18 protein-coding genes are annotated in these 24,832 nt (G+C 62.5%); 4 read left to right on the top strand and 14 right to left on the bottom strand.

What is annotated here, in order from left to right; all coding sequences use genetic code 11:
• Positions 1-94: 94 nt before the first annotated feature.
• From dnaE to F6V30_RS09465, 3 genes are all read left to right on the top strand, one after another.
• Entirely contained in the window at positions 95-3,625 is a 3,531-nt protein-coding gene (gene dnaE, locus F6V30_RS09475; protein ID WP_151156733.1) for a DNA polymerase III subunit alpha, read from the top strand.
• Between the two features lie 73 nt (positions 3,626-3,698).
• Positions 3,699-4,655 carry an acetyl-CoA carboxylase carboxyltransferase subunit alpha gene (locus F6V30_RS09470; protein ID WP_151156732.1) on the top strand — a complete coding sequence of 319 codons (957 nt, stop codon included), beginning with the start codon at positions 3,699-3,701 and terminating at the stop codon, positions 4,653-4,655.
• 136 nt (positions 4,656-4,791) lie between these two features.
• Positions 4,792-5,733 carry a pseudouridine synthase gene (locus F6V30_RS09465; protein WP_151156731.1) on the top strand — a complete coding sequence of 314 codons (942 nt, stop codon included), beginning with the start codon at positions 4,792-4,794 and terminating at the stop codon, positions 5,731-5,733.
• Positions 5,734-5,793: 60 nt separating this feature from the next.
• Here the strand turns inward: F6V30_RS09465 and F6V30_RS09460 are convergent, their stop codons facing one another.
• From F6V30_RS09460 to F6V30_RS09440, 5 genes are all read right to left on the bottom strand, one after another.
• Entirely contained in the window at positions 5,794-6,102 is a 309-nt protein-coding gene (locus F6V30_RS09460; RefSeq protein WP_151156730.1) for a hypothetical protein, read from the bottom strand.
• 38 nt (positions 6,103-6,140) lie between these two features.
• Positions 6,141-6,593, bottom strand: a complete 453-nt coding sequence (locus F6V30_RS09455; protein WP_151156729.1) for a bZIP transcription factor — start codon at positions 6,591-6,593, stop codon at positions 6,141-6,143.
• A 60-nt stretch (positions 6,594-6,653) separates the two neighbouring features.
• Complete coding sequence (locus F6V30_RS09450) at positions 6,654-7,697, bottom strand: adenosine deaminase (protein ID WP_151156728.1); 1,044 nt, start codon at positions 7,695-7,697, stop codon at positions 6,654-6,656.
• A gap of 150 nt (positions 7,698-7,847) precedes the next feature.
• Positions 7,848-8,228, bottom strand: coding sequence for a glutaredoxin domain-containing protein (locus tag F6V30_RS09445; protein WP_151156727.1), 381 nt, complete (start codon positions 8,226-8,228; stop codon positions 7,848-7,850).
• Between the two features lie 2 nt (positions 8,229-8,230).
• A complete protein-coding gene (locus tag F6V30_RS09440; protein ID WP_246163400.1) occupies positions 8,231-8,581 on the bottom strand; it encodes a S41 family peptidase in 351 nt (116 codons plus the stop codon).
• Between the two features lie 133 nt (positions 8,582-8,714).
• On the opposite strand from F6V30_RS09440, the gene asnS reads away from it, so the two are divergent.
• Positions 8,715-10,076 (top strand): asparagine--tRNA ligase, encoded by a 1,362-nt coding sequence (gene asnS, locus F6V30_RS09435; RefSeq protein ID WP_151156725.1) that lies wholly within the window; start codon positions 8,715-8,717, stop codon positions 10,074-10,076.
• Positions 10,077-10,121: 45 nt separating this feature from the next.
• On the opposite strand, the gene F6V30_RS09430 is transcribed toward asnS, so the two are convergent.
• The 9 genes from F6V30_RS09430 to F6V30_RS09390 all read right to left on the bottom strand — a co-directional run bounded on the left by F6V30_RS09430 (position 10,122) and on the right by F6V30_RS09390 (position 24,708).
• On the bottom strand, positions 10,122-10,322 hold the full coding sequence (locus F6V30_RS09430) for a hypothetical protein (RefSeq protein ID WP_151156724.1): 201 nt from the start codon (positions 10,320-10,322) through the stop codon (positions 10,122-10,124).
• A gap of 13 nt (positions 10,323-10,335) precedes the next feature.
• Positions 10,336-10,689: a hypothetical protein gene (locus F6V30_RS09425; RefSeq protein WP_151156723.1), complete on the bottom strand. Its 354-nt coding sequence runs from the start codon at positions 10,687-10,689 to the stop codon at positions 10,336-10,338.
• Entirely contained in the window at positions 10,686-10,916 is a 231-nt protein-coding gene (locus F6V30_RS09420; RefSeq protein WP_151156722.1) for an amino acid ABC transporter substrate-binding protein, read from the bottom strand. Before F6V30_RS09420 ends, F6V30_RS09425 begins: the two co-directional genes overlap by 4 nt.
• Before the next feature lie 37 nt (positions 10,917-10,953).
• Positions 10,954-11,622 (bottom strand): glycoside hydrolase family 108 protein, encoded by a 669-nt coding sequence (locus F6V30_RS09415; RefSeq protein ID WP_191965636.1) that lies wholly within the window; start codon positions 11,620-11,622, stop codon positions 10,954-10,956.
• Positions 11,623-11,635: 13 nt separating this feature from the next.
• Entirely contained in the window at positions 11,636-14,119 is a 2,484-nt protein-coding gene (locus tag F6V30_RS09410; RefSeq protein WP_191965635.1) for a hypothetical protein, read from the bottom strand.
• Positions 14,120-14,247: 128 nt separating this feature from the next.
• Entirely contained in the window at positions 14,248-22,113 is a 7,866-nt protein-coding gene (locus F6V30_RS09405) for a JAB domain-containing protein (RefSeq protein ID WP_151156719.1), read from the bottom strand.
• Positions 22,113-23,897 carry a hypothetical protein gene (locus F6V30_RS09400; protein WP_151156718.1) on the bottom strand — a complete coding sequence of 595 codons (1,785 nt, stop codon included), beginning with the start codon at positions 23,895-23,897 and terminating at the stop codon, positions 22,113-22,115. The genes F6V30_RS09405 and F6V30_RS09400 overlap by 1 nt, the downstream gene beginning before the upstream one ends.
• Positions 23,894-24,085 carry a hypothetical protein gene (locus F6V30_RS09395; protein ID WP_151156717.1) on the bottom strand — a complete coding sequence of 64 codons (192 nt, stop codon included), beginning with the start codon at positions 24,083-24,085 and terminating at the stop codon, positions 23,894-23,896. Before F6V30_RS09395 ends, F6V30_RS09400 begins: the two co-directional genes overlap by 4 nt.
• Complete coding sequence (locus F6V30_RS09390) at positions 24,082-24,708, bottom strand: hypothetical protein (RefSeq protein ID WP_151156716.1); 627 nt, start codon at positions 24,706-24,708, stop codon at positions 24,082-24,084. The genes F6V30_RS09395 and F6V30_RS09390 overlap by 4 nt, the downstream gene beginning before the upstream one ends.
• Positions 24,709-24,832 lie beyond the last annotated feature (124 nt).

Below are 24,832 nucleotides of genomic sequence, written 5' to 3'. Positions count from 1 at the left end.
CACCGAACGGGAACTCAGAGAGGTCCCGTTCTTTTTTGCATCCGGCTCCGCTTCCCCTTCGTCATTAACGCTGTTCGCTCTCAAAAGGTCGCCCATGGAAACACCGCCCTTCGTCCATCTGCATCTCCATACCCAGTATTCCCTGCTGGACGGCGCCATCCGCGTCGAAGACCTGGTCCACAAGGCCGAGGATTACCACATGCCGGCCCTGGCCATCACCGACCACGGCAACATGTTCGGCGCGGTGGAGTTCTACCTCAAGTGCCAGAAGGCCCACATCAAGCCAATCCTCGGCTGCGAGGTCTACCTGGCACCCGAGTCCCGCTTCTCCAAGGAGGCCAGGGGGATCTCCGACGCGGCCTACCACCTGATCCTGCTCTGCCAGAACCTGGAGGGATACCGGAACCTCTCCTACCTCACCTCGGCCGGCTACAAGGAGGGGTTCTACTATCGCCCCCGCATCGACCGGGAGTTGTTGAAGGAACACAGCAGCGGGCTCATCGCCCTGTCGGCCTGTCTCAAGGGCGAGGTGGCCATGCAGTGCGGCCGGAACAAGATGGAGGATGCGCTGGCCACGGCCCGCTGGTACAGCGAGTTGTTCGAGGATCGCTATTACATCGAGTTGCAGGAAAACACCCTGGCCGAACAGGATGTGGTCAACAAACGCCTGTTGGAGATTGCGGGCGAACTGAAACTGCCGCTCGTGGCCACCAACGACTGCCACTACCTGAACCGGGAGGATGCCCGCGCCCACGAGGTGCTGCTCTGCATCCAGACCGGCAAGACCATGAGCGACCCGACCCACATGAAGTTCACGGCGGACGAGTTCTACGTCAAGTCGCCGGAGGAGATGGCCCGCGCCTTTTCCTACGCCCCCGAGGCCATCGCCAACACCGTGGCCATCGCCGAGCGCTGCGACTTGGAACTCCCCCTGGGCAAGGAATACTTCTTCCCCCACTTCGAGCCGCCGGCCGGCAAAACTCACGGCGAGATGCTGGAGCACCTGGCCACGGAGGGGCTCAAGGAGCGCATGGTCACCATCCTGGCCAAGTACCCGGACATGCCCCTGGAACGGCAGCAGGCCTACTTCGACCGCCTGCGCATCGAGTTGGACTGCATCCACCAGATGCAGTTCCCGGCCTACTTCCTGATCGTGTCCGACTTCATCAACTGGGCCAAGGACCACGGCATCCCGGTCGGTCCGGGCAGGGGTTCGGCCGCCGGCTCGCTGGTGGCCTACTCCATCAAGATCACCGACCTCGATCCCATGCCCTATAACCTGCTGTTCGAACGTTTCCTCAACCCGGAACGCATCTCCATGCCCGATATCGACGTCGACTTCTGCATGGACCGCCGGGAAGAGGTCATCCAGTACGTGGTGGAAAAATACGGGCGGGAGCGGGTCTGCCAGATCATCACCTTCGGGACCATGAAGGCCAAGGCCGTGGTGCGTGACGTGGGGCGGGCGCTGAACATGACCTATGGGGACGTGGACCGCATCGCCAAGCTGATCCCGGACGACCTGAAGATGACCCTGGCCAAGGCCATGGAGCAGGAACCGCAACTGAAGGAACTGGCGGCGGCCGACCCGCAGATCAAGAATCTGCTGGAAACCGCCGTCTGCCTGGAAGGCTTGGCCCGCCACGCCGGCACCCATGCCGCCGGGGTGGTGGTGGCCCCCCGGCAGTTGGAGGAGTTCCTGCCGGTGTACAAGGACCAGAAGACCGGTTCCATCAATACCCAGTACTCCATGAAGTACGTGGAGATGGTCGGCTTGGTCAAGTTCGACTTCCTGGGGCTCAAGAACCTTACGGTGATCCAGAACGCCGTCAGGCTGGTGCGGGAGGGCAAGGACCCGGATTTCGACATCACCCGCCTGCGGGACGACGACAAGGCCAGCTACGAGCTCATCTCCTCGGGCAACACCACCGGCATCTTCCAGCTCGAAGGCAGCGGCATGAAGGAGATGCTGGTCAAGCTCAAGCCCTCCTGCTTCGAGGACGTGATCGCCGCCTGCGCCCTGTACCGGCCGGGCCCCCTGGGGTGCGGCATGGTGGACGAGTTCATCGAGCGCAAGCACGGCCGCCAGAAGGTGGTCTACGACCTGCCCCAACTGGAGCCGATCCTGAAGGATACCTACGGCGTCATCGTCTACCAGGAACAGGTCATGCAGATCTCCCGCACCCTGGCCGGCTATTCCCTGGGGCGCGCCGACCTGCTGCGCCGCGCCATGGGCAAGAAAGACCCGGCGGTCATGGCCAAGGAGAAGGAGCCGTTTTTGGCCGGAGCCAAGGCCCAGAACATCGACCCGAAAAAGGCCGAGGCGATCTTCGACCAGATGGCCAAGTTTGCCGAATACGGCTTCAACAAGTCCCACTCGGCCGCCTACGCCCTCATCGCCTACCAGACCGCCTACCTCAAGTCCTACTACCCGGTGGAGTTCATGGCCGCGCTTCTCACCTGCGACATGGACAACACGGACAAGGTGATCAAGAGCATCGGCGACTGCCGCGAGCAGGGGATCGAGGTGCTGCCGCCGGACGTGAACAAGTCCGGCCTCTCCTTCACCGTGGTGGGCAAATCCATGCGCTTCGGCCTGGGCGCGGTCAAGGGGATCGGCACCGGCGCCGTGGAGGCGATCCTGGAGGCGCGGGCCGAGGGTCCCTTCAAGGATATCTACGACTTCTGCGAGCGGGTCGATATGCGCCGCGCCAACAAGAAGGTGTTCGAGGCCCTCATCAAGTGCGGCGCCTTCGACTCCACCGGCGCCTTCCGCTCGGCCCTCATGGAAGGGCTGGAGCAGGCCATGTCCTACGGCCAGAAGATCCAGGAGGAGAAGGCCAGCGCCCAGGTTTCCCTGTTCGACACCGCCGAGGTGGTGAAACACAACGGCAACGGCGGCATGCACCTCCCCGACGTCCAGGAATGGCCGGACAAGGAAAAACTGGGGTACGAGAAGGAGGCGCTGGGCTTCCTGATCACCGGCCACCCCCTGGACCGCTACGTGGACGACATCAAGCGCCTGGCCAACTCGGAGATCGCCCATCTGGGCGAGATGCCGGACGGTTGCGAGGTGCGGGTCTGCGGCATCGTCTCCGCCTTCCGGGAGATCCCCACCAAGAAGGGGGACCGCATGTGCTTCGCCACCATCGAGGACCTGACCGGCTCGGTGGAGATCACCGTGTTCCCCGACACCTATGTGGAGACCTCCACCCTGCTTAAATCCGACGACCCGCTGTTGGTGACCGGCAAGCTGGAAAAGACGGAAAAGGGGGCCAAGATTCTGGTCAGCCGCCCCAGTCACGACAACGGGCGCCGGGGGGGCCATCACCGCGACCCCGGCCCGGCAGGCGACGTCAAATTGCTCCAGGATGCCCGGGCCATGACCACCAAGCGGGTCTGCTTCACCCTGCGCACGGACGACCTGCCGGTGGAGCGTCTGGATGCCCTCAAGACGATCATCCAGCGCTACCACGGCAGCGTGCCGGCCTGCATCCAGTTTCTCATCCCGCAGCGGAGCCGCGCGACCATGCCGCTCCCGCCGGATTTGAGCGTCATGGCCAGCGATGATTTAAGGCTGGAAGTGGAGCGACTGTTCGGCTATAATGCCGCGACTTTCGAGTAGAATCTTATAGGACCTCTGAGACTCATAGATCCTATAAGTCATATCCCGGCAAAAACACTATTGAGGTATCACTATGGCGACCCCGTTTCATCTGGAATTCGAAAAACCGGTTGTGGAACTTGAGAAGAAGATCGAGGAGTTGAACGCCCTGGCCGCGGACGGCCTGGACATCAGCGCCGACGTGGCCACCCTGGAAGGGCATGTGGAGAAGACACGCAAGGATATCTTCGCCAACCTCTCCCGCTGGCAGACCGCCCAGGTGGCGCGCCACATCAACCGCCCCTTCACCCTCGACTATGTCAAACACATGTTCACCGAATTCGTGGAACTGCACGGCGACCGCAACTTCGGCGACGACCACGCCATCGTCGGCGGCCTGGCCCGCTTCGACGGCCAGCCGGTCGTGGTGATCGGCCACCAGAAAGGGCGCGACACCAAGGAGAAGGTCTACCGCAACTTCGGCATGCCCAACCCGGAAGGGTACCGCAAGGCGCTGCGCCTGATGCAGATGGCCGAACAGTTCAAACTGCCGGTCATCACCTTCGTGGATACGCCCGGCGCCTACCCCGGCATCGGCGCCGAGGAGCGCGGCCAGGCCGAGGCCATTGCCCGCAACCTGCGCGAGATGGCCAGCCTGCGCACCCCGATCATCGTCTGCGTCACCGGCGAAGGCGGCTCCGGCGGGGCCCTGGCCATCGCCGTTGGCGACCGCATCCTGATGCTGGAGCACTCGGTCTACGCCGTCATCTCCCCGGAAGGGTGCGCCGCCATCCTCTGGTCCGACGGCACCAAGGGCGAGCAGGCCGCCGAGGCGCTCAAACCGACCGCCAAGGACATCATCGGCCTGGGGGTCATCGACGAGATCGTCACCGAGCCCGTAGGCGGCGCCCACCGGGACCACGAAGCCATGGCCGCGACCCTGAAGAAGGCCATTGCCCGCAACCTGGCGGAGCTGAACAAGCTTTCCCCGGACGATCTGGTGGAGAAGCGTTACCAGAAGTTCCGCGCCATGACGCGCTGCGCGGAGTAGGGAAAAGATTGGGGGTTAGATGGGACTTATGGGACCTATAGGACTTATGGGACCTATGAAAGGCCTGTCTTTTTGTGACTCTAAACAATTTTTTGGGGCGGCTTGACCGCCCCGTTTTCATTTCAGAGGTCCCCATATGCAAGAACGTCTGCAAAAACTCATCTCCCAGGCCGGCATCACCTCCCGCCGGGCCGCCGAGGAACTGATCGTGAACGGCCGGGTCACGGTCAACGGTGTAGTGGTCACCGAACTGGGGAGCAAGGCCGACCCGGCCACAGACCGCGTCGCCGTGGACGGCAAGCCGCTCCAGTTCAGCGCAAAGCACCTGTATATCCTGCTCAACAAGCCGACCGGCTACATCACCGCCCTGAAGGACTCCCAGGACCGGCCGCTGGTGACCGACCTTTTGCACGGGGTGGAGGAACGGGTCTACCCGGTGGGGAGGCTGGACTACAACACCGAAGGGCTTCTGCTGCTGACCAACGACGGGGATTGGGCCAACCGCCTGATGCACCCGCGCCACGAGGTGGAGAAGGAGTACCACGTCCGGGTGCGGGGCAAGGTGTTGGAACAACAGCTGAAACGGCTGGCGGGCGGGGTGGAGCTGGAGGACGGCGTCACCGCTCCGGCAACGGTGCGCATGGTGAAGAGCAGCGACCAGAACGACTGGATCTCGGTGACGATCCACGAGGGGAGAAACCGCCAGGTGCGGCGCATGTGCGAGGTGGTCAGCCTCTCCGTGGTGCGCCTGCGGCGGGTACGCTACGGCAGTCTGGAGATCGGGGCGCTGAAGCCGGGGCAGTTCCGCTACCTGACCGATGCCGAGGTACGGGGGTTGCTCCAGCCGGGAGGGATATCGGAGCCAGAGCCGCAGAAGGTGCAGAAGCCGCGTCCCCCCCGCAGCACGAACACGACAAAGACCGGCACAGGAGCGCCAGGAAGCCCTCGGAAACCGCGCGACACGACAAAAACCGGTACGGCAACAGGACGCCCCTCCGTCCGGACGGCCGAGAAACAGACCAAAAGGCAGCCCTCCCGCACGAAGCCCGGCGCCCCCCCGCGGACACGCCACCGATAATCTGCCCAAATAACACGACGTAGGGGTGGGAGCCCCCGCCCCTACGAGTAGGCTAGTCCCTCACAGCATATCCATCGGCAATGCCCTGACGACTACGGACTCCTGCCTGAAAAGGCGCTCCAGCCTCTCCCGGAACGCTTTCCACCACCCGCGGTCCAATTCCTTTGCCATGACTTCGTAGATAACGATTTCGTCCTTGACCGCGTCGCTCTGCCCCTCTTTCCATACCCCTTCGGCGGGAGACCTGACGTAGGTGGTTATCCCCCCGAACCGTTCGGTGAGTTCGTCCCTGACCTGGAGATACATTGATTGCGGGAAGGGATGGCCATCGTTGTCGCACAGGGGGAGCAGCAGTTGGATCAGATTCATGGAATCACCTCGTGCCATGTGTATAACGGCTGGAGTGGCTATTTGCCCGTTTTCCTCAGTTGTTCATTCTCTGTCGTGAGGTGGTTAATCTCTGCCTTGAGGCGCACATTTTCGTCCTTGAGCTGCTCGCAGGTGCTTTCCGGGTGCGGTGCTACAGGTTCCGGCTTCTTTACTTCGACTGCCGGGTTGCCCCCGCCACCGTTGCCGCCGCTGACGGCTTGCTTCGCCGGGACAACAGGCAAAACGCCGGAATCGGCATTTTCGGCGCTGCCGATCTTGTTGCATTTATCGGTAGCGGTATACTCCCTCAATGCCTTCTGAGTCGCAAAGCATGCGCTCGGATTCAGGAGATAGCTGAAACCGCTGCACGCGCCGGCCTCCTTCTTCTTCAAGGCATCCTGTTCCTTGATGCAGCGGTCATACCCGCTGCCGGCCAGAGCATTTCCCGAGAGCACAAGAAGTAGGACGGAAAGGGGCAGAAGTATTCTCATAGAACTATAATCCTCGTTTCTCCGCTGTCCAGCGTTCTGCCGGACAGCAAAATTTGTCATTTATATACACTGCTGCGCAAAGAAGTCGTCAAGTTCCCTGATCCATCCCGCCTTGACGCTTTCATCCACAAAACTGGCCTGAAAACTGTTGCGGGCCAACCGGTATGCCTCATGCGCCCCCAGCTCCGGCAGCGCGGCGAAGGTGGCCAGGTAATTTTCGTTCAGGTAACCGCCGAAATAGGCCGGATCGTCGGAGTTGATCGTTGCGGCGATACCGGCAGCCAGCAATCTGCCGATGGTGTGGGCGGCAAGGTCCGGGAATACGCAGAGCTTTACGTTGGACAGGGGGCATACGGTCAAGGGTATCCGCTGCTCCGCCAGCCGCGCCACAAGCAGGGGATTTTCCAGGCAGCGCACGCCGTGGTCGATGCGCTCCGCCTTCAGCAGATCGAGGGCTTGGCTGATGTAGCCGGCCGGTCCCTCCTCCCCGGCATGGGCCACCAGCCGCAGCCCCAACTCCCGGCAGCGGGCGAACACCCGGGCGAATTTCTCCGGCGGATTGCCGCGCTCATTGCTGTCCAGGCCGACACCGATGAACCGGTCGCGGAACGGCAGGGCCTCTTCCAGGGTCGCAAAAGCGGCCTCTTCGCTCAGGTGGCGCAGAAAGCAGAGGATCAGCGAGGCGCTTACCCCCAACTCTTCGCGGCCACGCCGGACCGCCCGGTCCAGCCCGTTGATGACGGTGGCAAAGGGAATTCCCCTCTCCGTATGGGTCTGGGGGTCGAAGAAGATCTCCGCATGGCGGATATTCTCGGCTTTGGCGCGTTTCAGGTACGCCCAGGCCATGGCGAAGAAATCGTCTTCCGTTTGCAGCACGCCGGCCCCGGCGTAGTAGATATCCAGAAAGCTCTGCAGATCGGTGAAGGCATAGGCGACACGCAGGTCGTCCACGGTTGCATAGGGGAGCGGGATATTGTTCCGCGTTGCCAGTGCAAAGATCAGTTCCGGCTCCAGGGAGCCTTCGATGTGAATGTGCAGCTCCGCTTTGGGCATGCGGCAGAGAATGTCGGGCAGGCTCTCCCGCGGGATACAAGCGAAATTCATGGTGACGTGGTTACTCCTGATATTCTTGAGATCACGCTTACAACAAAAGGCCGCGCGATCAACCCATGTTGACCGACACGGCCTTTTTTATACTCATTGAGAGACCGCGTCCCGGACGAAATCATTCTTCCTCCTGCGCCTGCTCTATCGCTACTTTTTCGCCTGGGCCTTCTTGAGATTCTCCTGGAACGACTCCGGCGTAAAGCCGTGCATGACGATCTCGTTCTGCCCCGTTCCCAAGACAATCACCGGAATTCCCTTGCTCTTGTATTTGCCGGTCAAGAGCTTCATGGCCTGGTCATCCTGCTCCACGTCGCGGTTGGTATAGGGGATGTTGTTCTTGGCGAAGTACTCCTTGGTCGCGCGGCAATGGGGGCACCAGGAGGTGGAGTAGAGCACGATCTGGGGGTACTTCCGGGCCTCTACCGCCTTGGCGGGGTTGAGCCTGCTCTGGGGGGCCTGTCCGGCGGCCACGGCCCCGGACGCCACCAGCAGCGTCAGCATGACGGCGGCCAAAATCCTCTTTATCATTATCATTTCTCCTTGGGTGTGGTTACCACCAGTTGTTGTCGCTGCATGGTGAAGGTCAGCGGCTTTTCCACGCCTTCCCGCCTGACCTTCAAGACGACCGGGGTCCCGGCGCGCCCCCGCAGCCGTTTGTGAACCATCTGCCGGAAATCGCTGCCCCGGGTCGGCTTGCCGTCGATATGGGTAATGACATCCCCCACCTTGATCCCGGCCACATGGGCAGGTCCGCCGGCAACAAGCTGCCGGACCGTGATCTGCCCGTCGGGGGCAGCCACGCCGTCGATGCCGACGCCGCCGAAGTTCTTCTCGCCGTTGGCCGCCGCTGCGGAGAGCGCCATCATAGCCACGAATAACATAACCAGCACGGTTTTCATGGATTAAATGTAACACAGGGCAACGGTGGGGTCAAACGAACAAGGGCCTTGAACCCGTGCCCGATTGCACGTATCATCGGGTATTACTCTATCCATGACGCGGGGAACGATAGCTATGAAAACTCGGATACGGACACTTCTGGCGGGCGGCGCAAGCGGCCGGGAATGCGTGGTTGCGGGATGGGTGCGCTCGGTGCGCGCCGCAAAAGAGGTGGCTTTCGTCACCCTGAACGACGGCTCGGACATGGCTGGGCTCCAGGTGGTGGCCGGGAAAGATCTGGCGAACTTCGACGCGGTGTGCCGCCTCGGCACCGGCGCGGCCCTGCGGGTGCACGGCACGCTGGTGGAATCCCCGGCGGCCGGGCAGCAGTGGGAGTTGCACGCCACCAGCGTGGAGATCGTCGGCGAGACCGACGACGCCTACCCGTTGCAGAAGAAGCGCCACACCTTCGAGTACCTGCGCACCATCGCCCACCTGCGGCCCCGGACCAACACCCTGGGCGCCGTGTTCCGCCTCCGTTCGCGCCTGGCCCAGGCCGTGCACCGGTTCTTTGCGGAGCGGGATTTCCTCTACGCCCACACGCCGATCATCACGGCCAGCGATTGCGAGGGGGCCGGCGAGCTGTTCCGCGTAACCACCCTGGATGCGGGCGCGCCGCCCGACTTCGACCAGGATTTCTTCGGCCAGCGGACCGGCCTCACGGTCAGTGGCCAACTGGAGGGGGAACTCCTGGCCCTGGCCTTTTCCGATATCTACACCTTCGGCCCCACCTTTCGCGCCGAAAACTCCAACACGCCGCGCCATGCCGCGGAATTCTGGATGATCGAACCGGAGATGGCCTTTGCCGACCTTGCCGACGACGCCGAACTGGCCGAGGAGTTCATTCGCTATCTGTGCCGTTTCAGCCTGGAGGAGTGCGCCGACGACATGGCGTTTTTCGACAAGCAGATCGAGAAGGGGCTGCTGGAACGCATCCGGCAGGTGGCCGAGGCCGACTTCGTCCGCATGGACTACGGCGACGCCATCGAACGGCTCCAACGATCGGGCGTCAGTTTTTCCTATCCGGTGGAATGGGGCCTGGACCTGCAGACCGAGCACGAACGCTATCTGAGCGAGCAGGTGGTGGGTGGCCCGGTGTTCATCCTCAACTACCCCAAGGAGATCAAGGCCTTTTACATGCGCCAGAACAACGACGGCCGCACCGTGGCCGCCATGGACCTGCTGGTGCCCAAGGTGGGCGAGATCATCGGCGGCAGTCAGCGCGAAGAGCGGCTGGACCGGCTGACGGCGCGCATGGCCGAGATGGGCGTCTCCCAGGAACCGCTCTGGTGGTATCTGGACAGCCGCCGCTGGGGGAGCTGCCCCCACGCCGGTTTTGGTCTGGGCTTCGAGCGGCTGGTGATGTACCTCACCGGCATGGACAACATCCGGGACGTGATCCCCTTCCCGCGCACGCCGCGACACGCCGAGTTCTAGGGAAAAACGGGCCTTGAGTCCAAAGAATAGTTTCACAGAAGGCCGTTAAGGCTCTTCTCCGCGTCCATGCGCCACCTCTCCGTGCGTCGGCGCAATGGCGGAGTTGTACCGCTCGATGGTGGCGTTGCACTTATCCAGGGCGCCCCGATAGATCTCCAGATTCGCCAGGATACCGATGCGTCCTTGATTGCTCAGGCAATATTCCGCCCCCGGCTCCGAGGGGTCGAGGGTATCGACCTCGTTCAAAAGCGGCTGCGGCTCAGTGGGCAGTATGGGCCGGACGCAGGGCGGGCAGGTCCGGCAACCGGCCAGCAGGCACCAGCACGCCATGACGAGCAGGCCGTGGTTGAACACGGAGAGAGCTGATGCGCTGTTGTGTAACCATGTCGATGCTCTGTTTCTCATGCTGAATCCCCCCCAGTAATGTCACGGAACCTTGTGCGGCCTGTACCTGCGCCTTGAGCTCCTGATTTTGCATTTGAAGCTGATCGCGCTCGGCCGGCACATGGAAACCGAACCACCAGACAAGCCCTACCAGCGCGGCACTCCCCGTCACCTCAACAACAACCCTGCGGTTGTCCCACAGCCATGCGGCTAGTGCGGCGGCGGTCATGGTTCCCCACCCGGCTCGGTATGGGCTTTCTGCCCAATACCGAAACCTCCGGCCCCCAGGATCGCGGCAACCGCTCCCCCGAACGCGAGCAGGTCCACCGGCTGTCCCTTCACCAACTGCGTGATGATGGCGCCAATGGCCGTGACCAGGGCGGCGGCGATCCCCACCCTGATGTTGTCATACGTCTGGCCGTCGATGCCGGTCAGAATGTCCCGAATTAATTTCATTGGCCCTCCTTTACGCCTCACGGCGTTATTGTGCGCATCAGGCACGCGCCTTGATCATCTCCTTGAGCCCGGCAACCTCGGCATAGGTCAGCCCGTCCCTGGCGGCCCGCATGACCTGCGTGATCTCTTCAGCCGACACCCCGTCGCGCCGGAGCCAGGACGGGAGGAACTGCACCTGTGACGGATCGGCGGCGGCCCGGTCCAGCCGATAGAAGGCGGCCACGTCCTCGGCCTCCTGCAGGAGCTCGACGGGGTCGGCGGCATTGATGGCCACGATGGTGGCTGGCCCCACCTTGCCGTCCGCCGTCACCCCGGCCGCCTCCTGCAGCCACATGGCACCCCTGGCTCCCCCGTTGACCACGTGATCGTAAAGCCAGGCCGCCACGGACTGGTCGTTGATCTCGGACAGACGGTACTTGTCCCAAAAATTTCGGCGATAGAAGTCGAGCACAACCTGTTGCAGAGAGGCGAGCCCAGCCAGACAACAGTTCAAATGAGAGGCATAGTTGCGATACGCCGTAGTGCCGTAGGCCGGTTGCGGAACGGTATTGGCCTTGACGCCATCCACATACTTCCACCCGACCCAATTCGGCCAGGACTTGCGGGCAATGCCCTTGTAGGTCTCCCCGCCGGCGTCAGCTGGGTTGTTGGCGTAGCCGCCTTCATTACCCATTGCCTTTGCGTGCGCCATGGTGAAATCAGCCATCATTGTCCTCCTTTTAAATAATCGTTCCATCCATCAACCCCGACGGTTTGCCATTTTTCTTCCGCAGGTTGCCGCTACCATCTACCCACAGGTAGTAACTCCCCAGCTTCAACATCTGTTGCGCTTCCAGGATGGCCGGCGCCTGCTCGGTCGCATAGGAGGAGTTTACCGCCAGCCGCTGGATGGCGATCATGAAAGCGGCGTCGACGATGAACATGGTGCCGAGCGGTGAGAATCCCTGGCGCAGATGCAACCGCTTTGCCTTCTCTACCGCCTCCAGGGCCTTGCTGATCTCCCCCCGATATCTGGCCGCGATAAAGGCGGGCATCAATGTGGGGAAGGCATCCATGTTGCGCCCCCACCACGAGGGTTGATCCCGGTCGAGCTTTTCCCAGCCGTGGTTCCACTTCACCCGGTAGATCTCCGGGGTCGTGCCCACCGGTACCTGATAGAGTTCCGGGAAGACCCCGGCCATACATGACGGATACCACTCGCTACCGATCTCATCGGGGATCAGGTTTGTCGTTGACCAGCTCCATTCCTTGCTGGAGGTTTGGTAAAAGAGGCCGATCCCTACGGCCAGGGGCGCGAGGAAAGCGGTATAATAGGCGGTATCCGCATCGCCCCGCGCCGTCATCTCGGCAAGCAGCGCCCGGAGTCCGGCGTACACCTCGCAGTTGTCCATCAGGTAGGAGGTGCCCCAGATGGCATGGTCCCCGGTGAAATCGTTCTGGAAGGTCTTGGTCAGCCCGGTGTAGGTCGGGTTGACGTACATCCATTGGGTGCTGCCGTCTACGATGATCGCCCCGTAAATAGTGCCCGACGGCGCCACGGTCCCCGTGGTCCCCGACAGGATGCAGCGATATGTGTTGCCGTTGGCGGTGTATTCGTCCCCGATCTTCACCGCGGCCGTAGCCGCCCAGGGCGCATAGCCTTTGATCTGGGTCAGCACGTTGTAGTACATCAGGTTCTTCATGGTGGATAAGTTGGTTTCCCCGGCCGCGTTCAGCGTGTCGAACCACGCGAAGTCCATGGTGTTGTTGACGTAGGCGCAGGACAGGGCCACGAACATGGAGGCGTAGGAATCATGGGAATCCGGGTTGCGGTACTGACTCATATCCGCGAGGGTGTCGTACCAGTAATATTTCCACCCGGGCGCGTTCGCCCGCAACCATGTCCACGTGATGCCGCTGTCGGAGAACGTCCCGCCGTTGGCGTTGGTCGATCTGTTGGGCGAGGTGGAGCCACACGCCTGGGTAACCGCCGTTGTCGCCTTCCAGATATCACCATTGGCGACGCGCAGGTCCCCGCTTGCGATCATCTCCCCGGACGCAAAGTTCGGATAATCACCCGGGTTCCTGAAAAGATATTTCCAGGCCACCGTCCCGTCGGTGATCCCGACGCCGGTGCCGCTGGGAGCCGTCACCCCCGTGGTGCCGGCAGTGGTGCATTCGTAAACGCCATGGTTGGCAATCCGCTTGTTGCCGACAACAACCGCCACGCCACTGAGCCACGGGATGACGATGTGTTTTGTCGCGCAGTTCAACAGGGCTTTGATCCGCGCCGGGTTGTAATCAGCGATGGAGTAGAGGGCGCTGAAAACGAAGTACCAAAGGACCCCGTTGTTCTGCCCGTAGCGGAATGCGCCCTTATAGGGGGAGTCGGCGAAGTAGGCCCACCTGACGCTGCCGTCCTCGATCACGTAGACCCCCAGGGCGGCATCCCACGTTGACGGCATACCCGTGGGGGCGAGGGCGCCGGTCAGCCCGTAGGTAAACGCCTGGTAGATCCGCCCGTTGTTCTCCCGCAGGTCGCCGTAAAAGATGGTTTCGTTCGCCGTCCAGGGGGCAATGGTTTCCGGGATATCGAAGGTCTGCATCACGGAATCGGCGTGGAACGCGCCCTGGACCGGTTGCTTTGGTGTTGGCGAGGTCAGACGCCAGTCAAGCACCCCCTGGATGGTATTGACGCCGCTGCTGATGATCCGGGCGATCTTTAGCTTGTCCACGTACCCCTTCAGCTTCCAATAGTTATCACCGGATTCGATTACCACGCCGCCGGCGGAATCGAGGTAGATATCCATGTACCCGACCGGCTGTATGGCGATGATCGCGCCGGTGAACTGAATCAGCCGACCATCCGAGTAATAGCGGCCGGCGCTGATGATGAGCTCCGTTCCCCCGGCCGCCCAGTTCAGGGCCATGCCCGACAGCACATAGGGGTAGAACACATCGGGGTAGACAACGGAATCCGAACCATTCCCCCCGTTGCCGCCGCTTCGCTGCTGCACCACCATTGTTAGGCGATCCAGGGCATCCTCGACAACCTCCGGAAAGAATCCGCCCTGGTTGCGCAGGTCAATCGGTTGCAGTTCCGACACCGTGCGCACAAGTTCGAGGGTTTCCCCCACAGCTAATGGAGATTTGAGCGTAAGTAGGCCTCCCATATATCCACTTGCGCCGGTCAGGGTGTAGTTGGCGTTTTCGATTAGGACCAAAGCGGCACCTTGGGCATTGATTTTTGTCACTGCAACATCCGAATTTTGCAAAAACCGAAAACCGAACGAAAACGGGCCAGGCGAACCGTTTCCGTGGAATGTGGCCGTGCAGGCCGTACTGGACACTGTCATCGTTTGTACCTCCTGTTGTTGATAATATCCGTGGCCGGGCTCCAGGCATAGCTGGGGGCGTAATCCCCGGTCAGCAGGTCGTCCAGGTACTGGCCGGTGCCGGTCGCCTGGAGTACCGGCAAGCCGGTATGGATACCGGCAAATTGAGCCGATTTGGCGGTCGCGGCTACCGGGCTGCTTTTGCCGCCGATGGCGTGCAGCGTGACCTGCGCCGCGTCATAGGTGGCCGAGCCCACCTCCACGAATGCATGGTCTGGCGGCTTTCCCGTGGTTACCCCTTCCCCGTGTCCGGCCAGTTCGTCCACATACGGGATGGCGTCAAAGAGCCCCCGGACCATGCGCGACAGGAACCAGGGGAGGAAGCTGTCGTTCGCCTCGAGTTGGCGATTTTTCAGGACGTCCTGCACAATGCCGGTCGCCACCATACCGCAGATAAAGGGCGTGGTGCCATCGGCCCGGTTTACCCCACGTACCTCCTGGTCGGCGACACGATGGCCGACGCCGGCCGCGTCGTTGTAGCGCACCATGGCCGGGCCGATGAGCGTGGCCAGTTCGTGCGCTTTTGCGGTGCGCTCCGCGGCCGAAAGTTCGCCGGTCCGGTCAGCATTCGGGATCGAGCGGGACACCATGTCGGCATCACGTACGGCATCCATGCCGTCCATGCCTTTGGCCTGGGCCGCCCGGTAGCCGGAGATCCATACCATCATGGCCGCGACCTTGGCGGCCCCCGCCCGGCTCTCCAGGACCCAGCGCCGCACGTCGTCCAGAGTAGAGTCCCCACCGGCCGGTTCATCGAGCGCCCCGGCCATGGTGCGGTCGATTTCGTGGTCCAGATGGCACATATACTCGGAGGCATCAACGGCAAAACGGTGTACGGCCACGGGATTGCGCATATACTCGAATGCTCCGCGCACCACGTGGGCCACCTCCAGGCGCTGCATGCCCCCGGAGGCAGCGGTCACGATATCGGCCACCGTGTCGGCCGCCTGATGGGCAACGATGCTGGCGGAGGCACTGGTGCGCAGCACCCGGCTGGTCTTTTCCAGCCGGGCTGACGCGGCGCGCCCCGGGGTATCCCGGTCGAGAGTAGTGGTCACCCAGTCCAACAGGTTCTTGTGGGCCGGTTCACCCAGGCGGTCAGCGATCGCGGCCTTCACGCCCTTCAGCTTCAACAGTCGGTGGGCCTGGGCGGCGAACTCCCCGAGGGTGATCCGGGTGACGATCCGGTCCAGGTGGCGAACCGCGCCGTTCTCCAGGTCCAGGGAGAGCGGCTCCGCGCCCCCATTCCCCACCCAATCCCGGAGGAACATCCGGGACGGCAGCGCGGCGTCCGCTGACTTCTCCCCGGCATCGGCATGGCGCGGATCAAGTGTGACCGGATAGAAGCCCCCCTCGAGGGTACCGTTGGCGATATCCAGGGGCCTGGTCTCCATAAAGACCGGCACCGCGCCGCTCTGCCTGCGCAGTAGTGCCCCTACCTCCGGCTTCAGGGTTTCAATGGCCTTCCAAACCCCGTTCACCACCGCAATCTCGTCGGCGTTCAGATGCCCAAGGATTTCCTGAAGCGTCTCCGGTGACAGCTCCCTGGCGCTGTCGTCAGGCCGTAAGCGGATTCCACCGCGCATCAGCAGGTTCAGATTGCGCTCATTGCCGCAATTCAGAGCAATGGCCACGATCTCGTCTTTGGCCAGACTCCCTCCCAACCCCTCAATGAATGTTCTGCCCTTGCTTCGGTCGATCCTTGCGCCCCTGATCAGGGCAAAGATGGCGGGGAATAGCGACTTCCGGACCCGGTTCTGGTGATGAGCGGCATCGTTGCAGGGATTCCAGAGGAGGTCGTGCCATGGGCCGGAGGTGGCATGCCCATCCATGCGCTCGAAAAGGGCTTCGGGCCGGACGATGGGGATGTCGATTTCCGGGGCGTGCTCCCGGATCTGGCCGAGAAACGACAGGGTGGAATCATCCACGCCCCCCGCATCACCGGCGGGGATGGAGGCTTCCAGTTGCTCCACCAGTTGTTTTTCTGCATCCCCGAGCGGAACCTGGGTCTCACCCTTGCGGGCCGTGTTGACAACAGCCGCGGCATGCTCGATCATATGCAGCGTTGCAGAAACTGAACGCAGTTCATCCATGGTCAGATCCCGGTAGCTCGCCGTCCTGCTCTGTTCGTCCCGGATGGTGGCCGGGACCGGCAGGTCGATCCCCTCGTCCCGCCGCAAGCGGTCAAGGAATTGTCGCAGACTCTCCCGCGGGGCCAACGACTCGTCGCGGGCCGCGCCGGCCGGTCCGAAGCGGGAGAGGAGCGCTTCCACCTGCTCCCGGAAGGGACGAGTACCCGGCCCGCGCATCTCAGACCTGGCGTCGGCAGGCATGCGGCCAGACTCGGTCAGGATCGCATCGGTCCGAGGCACTACCTGAATATTGACATCATAGTGGCATGGTGAGATAATTTGGTTAAGGGTAGTAATACCCTTGCTGTCCTGAAGGCCTTCAAGGGAGCCGCCACTCTGGCTGGCGCGTGTACCCTTGGAGGCTTTCTTGTTGTCATATTCAAAAGCATCCTCGACAGGCCGCTTGGCCGTCTGATACACATCCCGTGCACCTTCGGTGGCACTGTCAGCCATGTGAGCGGCCTCTGTCCGAATTGCATCTACCTCCCCCAGGGCCGTGACCGCCTCGAAGTAGAGGAAATGATTCAGCAACTGGCGGCTCCTGGCAGCGGCCGCCCTGTTGAAGTCCCCCGTGCCGAGCAGGTCGAGGGCCTCACGGGCCGCCGTGCGCTCCCCGTTCAGGTAGAGGAGCGGGGTGATTGTCCTCACCGGCTTGGCGGCGATCCGCTCTTGCGCCGCCTGCCGGAAGGCCGCCACCGGAGGGACGGCAACGGCATGGGCATTCTCGCCACCTTTCCTGCGTAGCGCCCCGATCTCGGTCCGCAGCACCCCGGCCCATTGGTCGTTGTGCACCGCCTTCAGCGCCTCGTCGGCCATGCGGCCGTCCCGCATCAGGTCGCCGTGCCGCTCCCGCATGCGCGCCTCGGCCTCGGCGGCAACGAAATCCCCCAGGGGCGGGGCCGCCATCATGGCGCGGATCATCTCGTCGGCCGATGTGAAGCCGTAGCGTTCCGCCACCAGTTCCGGGTGCGCGCCCCCCTGAACTGCGTAGAGGTAGTCCGTGGCGCTCCCCTTGGGCAGCCGTTTCAGGAAATCTTCGCCGTACATCCGCGCCAGCACGGCCCGGTCCAGTTTCAGTCCCGGCGTGGCGTCCCCGGCAAAGTCCCTCCCTGTAAGAATCTCCTGCAACGCCCGGTACACCGGCTGTTCCTGAGCCTCAGCCGTCACCTCGTCCCGGAGCCTGGCCAGTCCGTCCCGCCACCACGACGTTTGTTCCCGGCTCTTCTCGGTCATCAGCTTGCGCAGCATCTGTTCCTTTGCCTGTTCGCCGGCCTGTTCGGTTTCTTTCCGGTACAATTCAAACTCGACCGGGGTCATCCCGGCATCCCCGGCCGCGGCAAAGAGCGGTTTCATCTCCTGCGTGCCGCGCATCCGCCCGATCTCGGCGTCGGTGGCCAGCATGCGGTCGAACACCTCCCGGACCTCGGGAGTCAATGGGGCATGGAGGGCGGTCAAATCCCTGTAGACGCCGACCAACCAGGCTTTCATGCGCTGGAACAGGGAGCGCGTCGCCACACTCGGGGCGCGCCCCTCCATGAGGTACGCCTCGAAGGCACGGGCGAGCTTCTCGTGGTGCTCCGTCCCGATGTCGTTGCGGGATTCCACCCCGGCGAACGCGAGCAGGGCGGCGTAATCATCCCTGATCTGCCGGGGGGCGTCGGAGCGCTCGGCCAGATCGCCCAGGACCTCGGTGAAGAAGTGGCCGGATTCGTGGATGAAGGTGGAGAGGTCGGCGTCCTTCAGCAGGCCGATCTCGAAAGTGCGGTTATTGTCGAAACGGATGTAGCCGCGCTTGACATCCTCGCGGTTTTGATGGAGAATATTCTCATAAAGACCGCTTTGGCCCGACAGATTGCGCATAGGGGAGCCGTTATCGGCTGGATTGGTCTGCGCCCTTTCCCAAAGCGGTTTTTTCTTATCAAAAAAATCACCTCTCGCCACAACCGCTGTTTTCACATCATAATAATCACCATATCTTGAAGGATTGAGTTGCACATAAATTACGGTGTTTTTTGCTCCTTTCTTTGCCAGCAGCAGGTTACCTCTTTCACCTTTGTATATGGCGTCACAATTAGTGACTACATCATCAACGAGTTTTTCCGCTGAATCATACCCTTCTTGCTGAATCTGTTTTAATCTCTCGGGACGCTCAATATGGGTCTTACCTTCTTTTGCATCACCAGACCTCAGTAATATAGGAGCTGATTGTCTCCTTATAATTTTCCCAATTTCCGGTGTGATCTCCCCAAATACATATCTCCCGTCAGGCGCAGGTACAAAATCGTGAGATACCGGGGCATTGCCCCCCTGAAAAAATTGTCCTCCGGCCTGAGGCATGCGACCGGTTTTGTCGAAAGAAATTCCGCTCCTGGTCTCGATAACGTCGATCAATGGCGCGCCGAACAGGGTGCCGAAGGTGACCACATTCCGCACCGCGCCCAGGCTGCCGGGAAGAGCGGGGATAACCATGATCATCGACGCGCCGTTCCCCTTGTGAAAGGCGGACATAATCGCCGACGATCCTGTCGCGGGGTCGCCGGTTTTCAGCTTGGCCATCTCCGCGACGGACATGGGGACAAAGGAAACCGGCCGGATTTTGGCGTCGGCGATAATGAGCCCGGAGGCGCCGGCCCCAAGCGACCTGGCATAATCGATCGCCTGTTCGATATAAATAAAGGGCTCCGATGACGGTAATGTGACAATCTCCCGGTCATAGGTAGTTATTTCATGGATGCGTTCTTTGTCCGTGTTCAATGAACCGAGCGGTATCTTCTTAGTCCTGCCGCCGATCCCCTCGGTCCAAACCGCTCCCCCATCCTGACCGACGACAATCATCCCTCGTGTTGTAATCCCCGAGCCATCGAGCAACGCGGCCATCTGTGAGGTTGTCTCGCTATCGGCGGGAGACGGCTCAGGGTCGCCGGTCGGATGATTGTGGGCAAACCAGACTTCGGCGGCGCCGGGGAAGTCGTGGAGCACCCCAAGGAGATCCCTCGGCGACATGATGGTTTTGTCCAGCGCGCCGGTGGAATGCTGGACAACCCCGAGGACGTTGCCCTTTGCATCGGTCACGATGGCAATAGCCGCTTCTTGCGCCCGTTTGGTAAGGGGGAAAGCGATGTGGGCGGCGTCGGCAGGGGTTTTGATTCTGGTGATTGCGGAATGAAGCACGCCCGTAACGACCTTTTTTACATGGTCCCGGTTATCCACATCAGCCCGGGCCGACTGATACAGCTCCCTGACCCCATCGGAGGCAAGACGACCGGCAACGCTCTGGAACAGCGCCTTGACATCATCCCCAGGGTGAACTATTTTGATAGTAGGATTCCCGCCGTCGCTACGGGCGTTAGAAAGCAGGGTTCGGGCAACCGAATCAGAATCTTTCGCGGCGGGATACGTCCGTGCAGTCGCCATCGACAATGTTTTCGAATTAATAATAAAATCAGTAAGAGCCTGGTGAATCGGAGAGTCCGATTCGTCAATACTGGAAGCGCCCGTCCTCTTTCCAGTGCCAGGCTCTTTGTCTTTTTCAAACTCTGTCAATAACCACTGTTTTTCTTTCCCATCCCAATCCAGACGAACGACAGCCTGATGATCGTTTGATTCAAGACGGATTCTGTTTTTGCCTCTGCTTACAACCGACATCGTATCTAAAATATTTTGCAGATCGCCGGCAACCTCAGGATGCTTGATCTTGATCTTTGCAAAACCAAACCCATCCTTGTATTCTTTTTCCGGGGTCCCTTCTTTTCCCCATACAAGATCAATATCCCCAACATCGGGATGATGTAAGGCCGCCATTGCTTCGCCGGTCTGGTACTTCATCAATCTCTCGACAGCTCCTTGAGCATCATGTGTAAGGTCACGCCAGACAGGCCCGAAACTCGAAACTTCGCCGGTCCCATAGTTCGTTTGCCAAAATTTGTTTGCGCTTATATCCCCGGCAAACTCCGATCCCAGGGGCCGGGTCACCTTGAGATGGTAGTTCGAGTACAGTTCATACGGATCGACGCCGGCGCGTTCCCCCAAAACCCGGAAGGCGTTGGCGACCAGGTGGGCGTTATGCTCCGCCGCGCCGCGCTCGGTGCCGATGCTCGCCTGCTGGCCGACCAGGTCGTCATAGACCCTGCGGTACGACTCGGCGCCCTTGGCCGCCTCCCGCGACCGGGCAGCCATGCCTTGCAACGCCTCCACGAAGCCGCCACCCTGGTCGGTGTTTGCCTTCACCGCCTGCACCCGGGCCTCGGCCTCGCGCAGGGAGACATCCACCGGCGACAGCCGGGCATCCTTCACCAGCTCGCCGTACTGTTCCAGCCGGGAGAGCTTCCCGGTAAACTCCCGAAACGGGATCGCGATGTCCGCCCCGGTCGTGAGCGCCTCGTCATACGCCCCGGGGTCGGAGAGGGTCTCCCCGGCCACCCGGGCGGGATCGAGCCCGCTGGATCGAAACAGGTCGTTCCACCGCTCCACCGGGACATAGGCGTTGTCGATGCCCGCATGTTCCGCGGCCACATCGCCCAAATGCCGCTGCACCAGCTCGGGGGTACGGTTATTGGCCTTGCTCTCCCGGACGACCGTGCCGATCCGGGTAAGCGCATCCGCCCGGCGTGCGGCACGGTAGCGGTCGTAGAACGGCACCAAGGACTCCAGCAGGCCGTCGCCGCCCACCGGCCGCCCCGTCTGGAGCGCATGATGGGCGCCGAACAAGAGCCCCATGGCGAGTTCGTGGGCCATGGCCTCGGGGTCGAGCAGGTTGATGGCTCCGGCCTGCCCGGTGTACCCGGCATAGTCCAGCCCGGCTTTCTCCAGGCCGCGGTCGATGGCCCCGAAGGCCGGGTTGAGCGTCGCCCCCCGGACCAGACTGTTTGCCAGGGACGTGCCCCCGAACGGCAGTTTCGTCATGGCGTAGGCGGTCATGCCGGACTTCATGGCCAGGGCCAGGGAGGTGTCCGGGTCAACGCCCCGGGCGGTCAGATTGTCGTACGTGTCGTTGGTCGCCTGACCGGCGATGGCTGCCATGCCGAAGCCGCCGGACAGCACCAGGGGGACCAGCTCCTCGACCGACCGCACCACCTTGCCGCCGAAGGACCGGGACGGGTCGGCGGCGGACTCCTCTTGAATCCGGCTGAACCGGTCATAGAGCTGCGAGGCGAATTCCTTGTAGTAGTCGCCGCCGCTCAACGCATCCACGGCGCCGGCCACCGGGAACGCCAGCCGGGTCGCCAGCTTGCCGAGGCCACCCTGGAGCGCCTGGAAGGGTTTGGTCCCGTACTCTTTCGCGAAGTAATCCGCCTCCGCCCGGTCACGGTCGGTGCCGAACCGCAACGTGGATATCGGGGCGTTGTTGCGGGGGCCGAAGCCGTTTTTGGCCAGATCCTCAATCCGGGTGAACGTGCCGATATCGTCGTGGGCCACGGCGGCATTGTCGGGGTTGGCGAAGAAGCGGGCGGTAACGGGCGGCATGGCTGCCACGGCGGGGTCGCCGGCCACCGCTTTTCGTTCGGCATCGGCCCGGATCTCCGGGGTGGACCACAGGGGAGGCACCTGCGTATATCCGGCCAGCCTCAAGGAGCCGGCGTAGGCATCCGCATCGGTGCCGACAACGTTTTGCAGGTTGAGCAGCGCCTGGGTTTTATCCCTGTTCTGGCTGTTTACCTGATCGGCAAAGGCATTCAGATCGTCGAGCGCCATTATCTTTTCCCCCGTGGCGACCGTACCCGTTCGATGCCATAGGCTACCTGGGCTTCCGTCGGCTGGCCGCCTCCCGCCGAGAGTTTCCGGCGCACGAAGGCCCTCAGCGCCGCATCGTCCATGTTTCTGATATCCTGGTCGGCGATCGCACCCACGGGCTTCTCCGCTGCCCCTGGGTAACCGGGCAATGCGATGAACGCGGCGATGCTCCTGTGGATGATGCCGTCCAGGTCCGCCGGCTTGACGTTGTCGTGCAGCTGGGTTATCTCGCCGATGATCTTTTGGAGGAGCAGGGCCCTGTTCCCGTTCGCCTCGGGGGTATTCCCGGCCAGGCCCCGCAGCGCGGGATAGGTCGTGCCGTCCGGGTCCATTGCACGCAACGACAGGAGTTTTTCCCGTAGTCGCCCGGCCGCCAACCGGGCATTCGGGAGATTGGCGTTCGCGCCATCCACGAAGCGCACGGCCTCAGGCGTCCATTCGCCGAGCACCGGCATCATCCGCTCCGCGGCCTGCTCGGGGGTGAGGCGCCCGTATTTCCCGTTCAGATAGTCGTCCTGGAACTCCTTCAGACTGCCCAGGGTGGCGGCGTCATCGGCCGGGGCCGCCTGTGGCTTCCCGGCGCCGTCCTTGAAGTAGAGCCCTGCGTACTTCAGCAGGTTCTCGACCGCGGAATCCGGGATGGAGCCCCGCTGTTCCAGCGCCTTGTGGTACACCTGGGAGTAGGTCCCGCCATCCAGGATCAGACCGTTGACCGCGTTGGCCGCCGCCTGCGTCCTCTGTTCGATCTGGGCTGCGTAATCCTGAAACATTTGGGCGACCTTCGCCTTTGCCAGCAGGGTGGCTCCGTTGCTCAACGCGAAACCGTCGATCCGGGCGTTCGCGTCCGCCGTATCGAAGGGGTCATTGGGGGATTTCGGCGCGTATGCCACCCAGACCTTCCGCGCAATGCTGCCGGCCTGTATGGAGTTGTCGGCCAGCGCTATCCGGGGGGCCAACTCTTCCCTCTCCCGCTCGTTCAGCACATCGTAATACGCATCAAAGAGGCCCACGGCCGCAGCCAGCTTGCCATCCTCGACCGCCGAATTACCGGCGGTCCCGGCTTGCGTCAGCAATGACCTGATGGCGGTGGCGTGGAGTTGGGACACCACCTTTTTGTCGTATTCCTTGCGCACCGCCTCTTCCATACCCTGATATTTCGGATAGGTGGCGAGCGCCTGGGCCATGTTCTGCGCGGCCGCCCTGATGGAATCCATGGTGGGAGTATCCGCCACGAGCCCGTATTGCCGGGCCGTGAACGCTTCCATCTTCCGGTCGGCCGCCAGGGTTTCCTGGGCTGCGGAATGGTTCATGACCTGGAGTTCCAGGTCGGGCAGATGCTCGACGAACAACTGATTGACCATCTGCTTCTGACCGTCCGTCGCCGCCTTTTCCAGCCACTCCTCCTTCTTTGCCCGGTAGAGGCCGACAACATGATCGACCAGCGGCACACTGGTGCCGTCATCCAGCTCCACCGCACGGGCATCGGTGCCCTGGGTCTTGAGGGCTCCGTCCGCTCCCGTCAGCAGCTCTTTTTTCGTTTCCAGCAGATCCGACAGGGCGTCGATCCTGAAATTCTGGTCCACCGTGCGCCGCATTTCATCGGCCATATCCGCTGCCGACCGGGAAAGCGCCTCCATCCCCCTGCTCAGACCGGCCCCGAACGTCTCGCCGCCCACCGGCGTTGCCTGGGGAGTGGCTGCCGGTCCAACCGGGATCGTGGGGTTGTCGTATCTCGGCACATTCATCGGGTTTCCCTCCTTGTCTCCGCTGTTGCGCACGGCACGGAAGCTCGTCTTCCCTCACCGAAGGGATCGTACTCGGCCTCATGCCGCCCCTCCGGCCGGGGATGGCAGCGGAGGACGGAGAGCGGCGCGTCTTCCGGCGCCACGGCGGTAAAGGGGAAGCAGCGGGCTGCCTCGGGGTGGGAGATCATGGCAGGTATCCCCTGCGCCGGGCCGCCGCCACGGCCGCTTCCACGGCCTTTTGGGAGTTGCCCAGCCCGCTCTCGCCCAGGGCGGCGATCAGATTGGGCACCCGCGCCCCCATCTCGGCCACCACCCGCTGCGCCCCGGCGATGTTCCCGGCGTAATCGGCCCCGTACTTCCGCCGGAGGGCGGTCTCCGTATTCGACCGCTCCCGAAGGATCGCGTCGTCCGACTTTTGGTTGCCCAGGAAGCTCCCCGCCTCGGCCATGACCTCGGCGGCATACTGACGCCCCACGGCGTACTCGCTGAAGACGGTCCCCAACGCCTGCATGGCGCTGTCGATCTCCCGGGCGCCGGCCAGGTCCCCGTTCAGCCGGGCCTCCCGCGCCAAGGGCTCCAGGGCCGGGGCGACGATCGGCTCGAAGCTGTCCGGCACGTCGCCCCCCTCGGGGAAGAGGACACTGGTCCGGTCCGCTCCGCCGGCCCGACCGGCGGTGTCCGCCTCGTGCGGCTTTGACGCGACAGGCGCGGCTTCCCCTGGTACGCCGCCGAGAAGCGAGGCGGCCCCTTCATCCGGGACCGTCGGCGCGGCACCTCCGTAGAGGCGTTCCGCAAGGTCGGTGTCGTTCATGGTTTCCGTTCCTTTCCTGCTCAGGGTTGATGCACAACTGTCTGAATCCGTGATGCCGGAACGGCGGAGCGAGCGACATGCCGGAGTCCATCGCCGCCCATGAAGTCCATTCCGGCGTCACGGA

Source organism: Oryzomonas sagensis (assembly GCF_008802355.1).
GTDB classification, from domain to species: Bacteria; Desulfobacterota; Desulfuromonadia; order Geobacterales; family Pseudopelobacteraceae; genus Oryzomonas; species Oryzomonas sagensis.
The sequence above is the reverse complement of the archived record's forward strand: the minus strand, read 5'-3'. Positions and strand labels throughout refer to the sequence as shown.

Excerpts from the sequence above, each read along its gene's own strand:
- dnaE (WP_151156733.1), top strand. The coding sequence starts at position 95 with ATGGAAACACCGCCCTTCGTCCATCTGCATCTCCATACCCAGTATTCC.
- F6V30_RS09470 (WP_151156732.1), top strand. The coding sequence starts at position 3,699 with ATGGCGACCCCGTTTCATCTGGAATTCGAAAAACCGGTTGTGGAACTT.
- F6V30_RS09465 (WP_151156731.1), top strand. The coding sequence starts at position 4,792 with ATGCAAGAACGTCTGCAAAAACTCATCTCCCAGGCCGGCATCACCTCC.
- F6V30_RS09460 (WP_151156730.1), bottom strand. The coding sequence starts at position 6,102 with ATGAATCTGATCCAACTGCTGCTCCCCCTGTGCGACAACGATGGCCAT.
- F6V30_RS09455 (WP_151156729.1), bottom strand. The coding sequence starts at position 6,593 with ATGAGAATACTTCTGCCCCTTTCCGTCCTACTTCTTGTGCTCTCGGGA.
- F6V30_RS09450 (WP_151156728.1), bottom strand. The coding sequence starts at position 7,697 with ATGAATTTCGCTTGTATCCCGCGGGAGAGCCTGCCCGACATTCTCTGC.
- F6V30_RS09445 (WP_151156727.1), bottom strand. The coding sequence starts at position 8,228 with ATGATAAAGAGGATTTTGGCCGCCGTCATGCTGACGCTGCTGGTGGCG.
- F6V30_RS09440 (WP_246163400.1), bottom strand. The coding sequence starts at position 8,581 with ATGTTATTCGTGGCTATGATGGCGCTCTCCGCAGCGGCGGCCAACGGC.
- asnS (WP_151156725.1), top strand. The coding sequence starts at position 8,715 with ATGAAAACTCGGATACGGACACTTCTGGCGGGCGGCGCAAGCGGCCGG.
- F6V30_RS09425 (WP_151156723.1), bottom strand. The coding sequence starts at position 10,689 with ATGACCGCCGCCGCACTAGCCGCATGGCTGTGGGACAACCGCAGGGTT.
- F6V30_RS09420 (WP_151156722.1), bottom strand. The coding sequence starts at position 10,916 with ATGAAATTAATTCGGGACATTCTGACCGGCATCGACGGCCAGACGTAT.
- F6V30_RS09415 (WP_191965636.1), bottom strand. The coding sequence starts at position 11,622 with ATGGCTGATTTCACCATGGCGCACGCAAAGGCAATGGGTAATGAAGGC.
- F6V30_RS09405 (WP_151156719.1), bottom strand. The coding sequence starts at position 22,113 with ATGGCGCTCGACGATCTGAATGCCTTTGCCGATCAGGTAAACAGCCAG.
- F6V30_RS09400 (WP_151156718.1), bottom strand. The coding sequence starts at position 23,897 with ATGAATGTGCCGAGATACGACAACCCCACGATCCCGGTTGGACCGGCA.
- F6V30_RS09395 (WP_151156717.1), bottom strand. The coding sequence starts at position 24,085 with ATGATCTCCCACCCCGAGGCAGCCCGCTGCTTCCCCTTTACCGCCGTG.
- F6V30_RS09390 (WP_151156716.1), bottom strand. The coding sequence starts at position 24,708 with ATGAACGACACCGACCTTGCGGAACGCCTCTACGGAGGTGCCGCGCCG.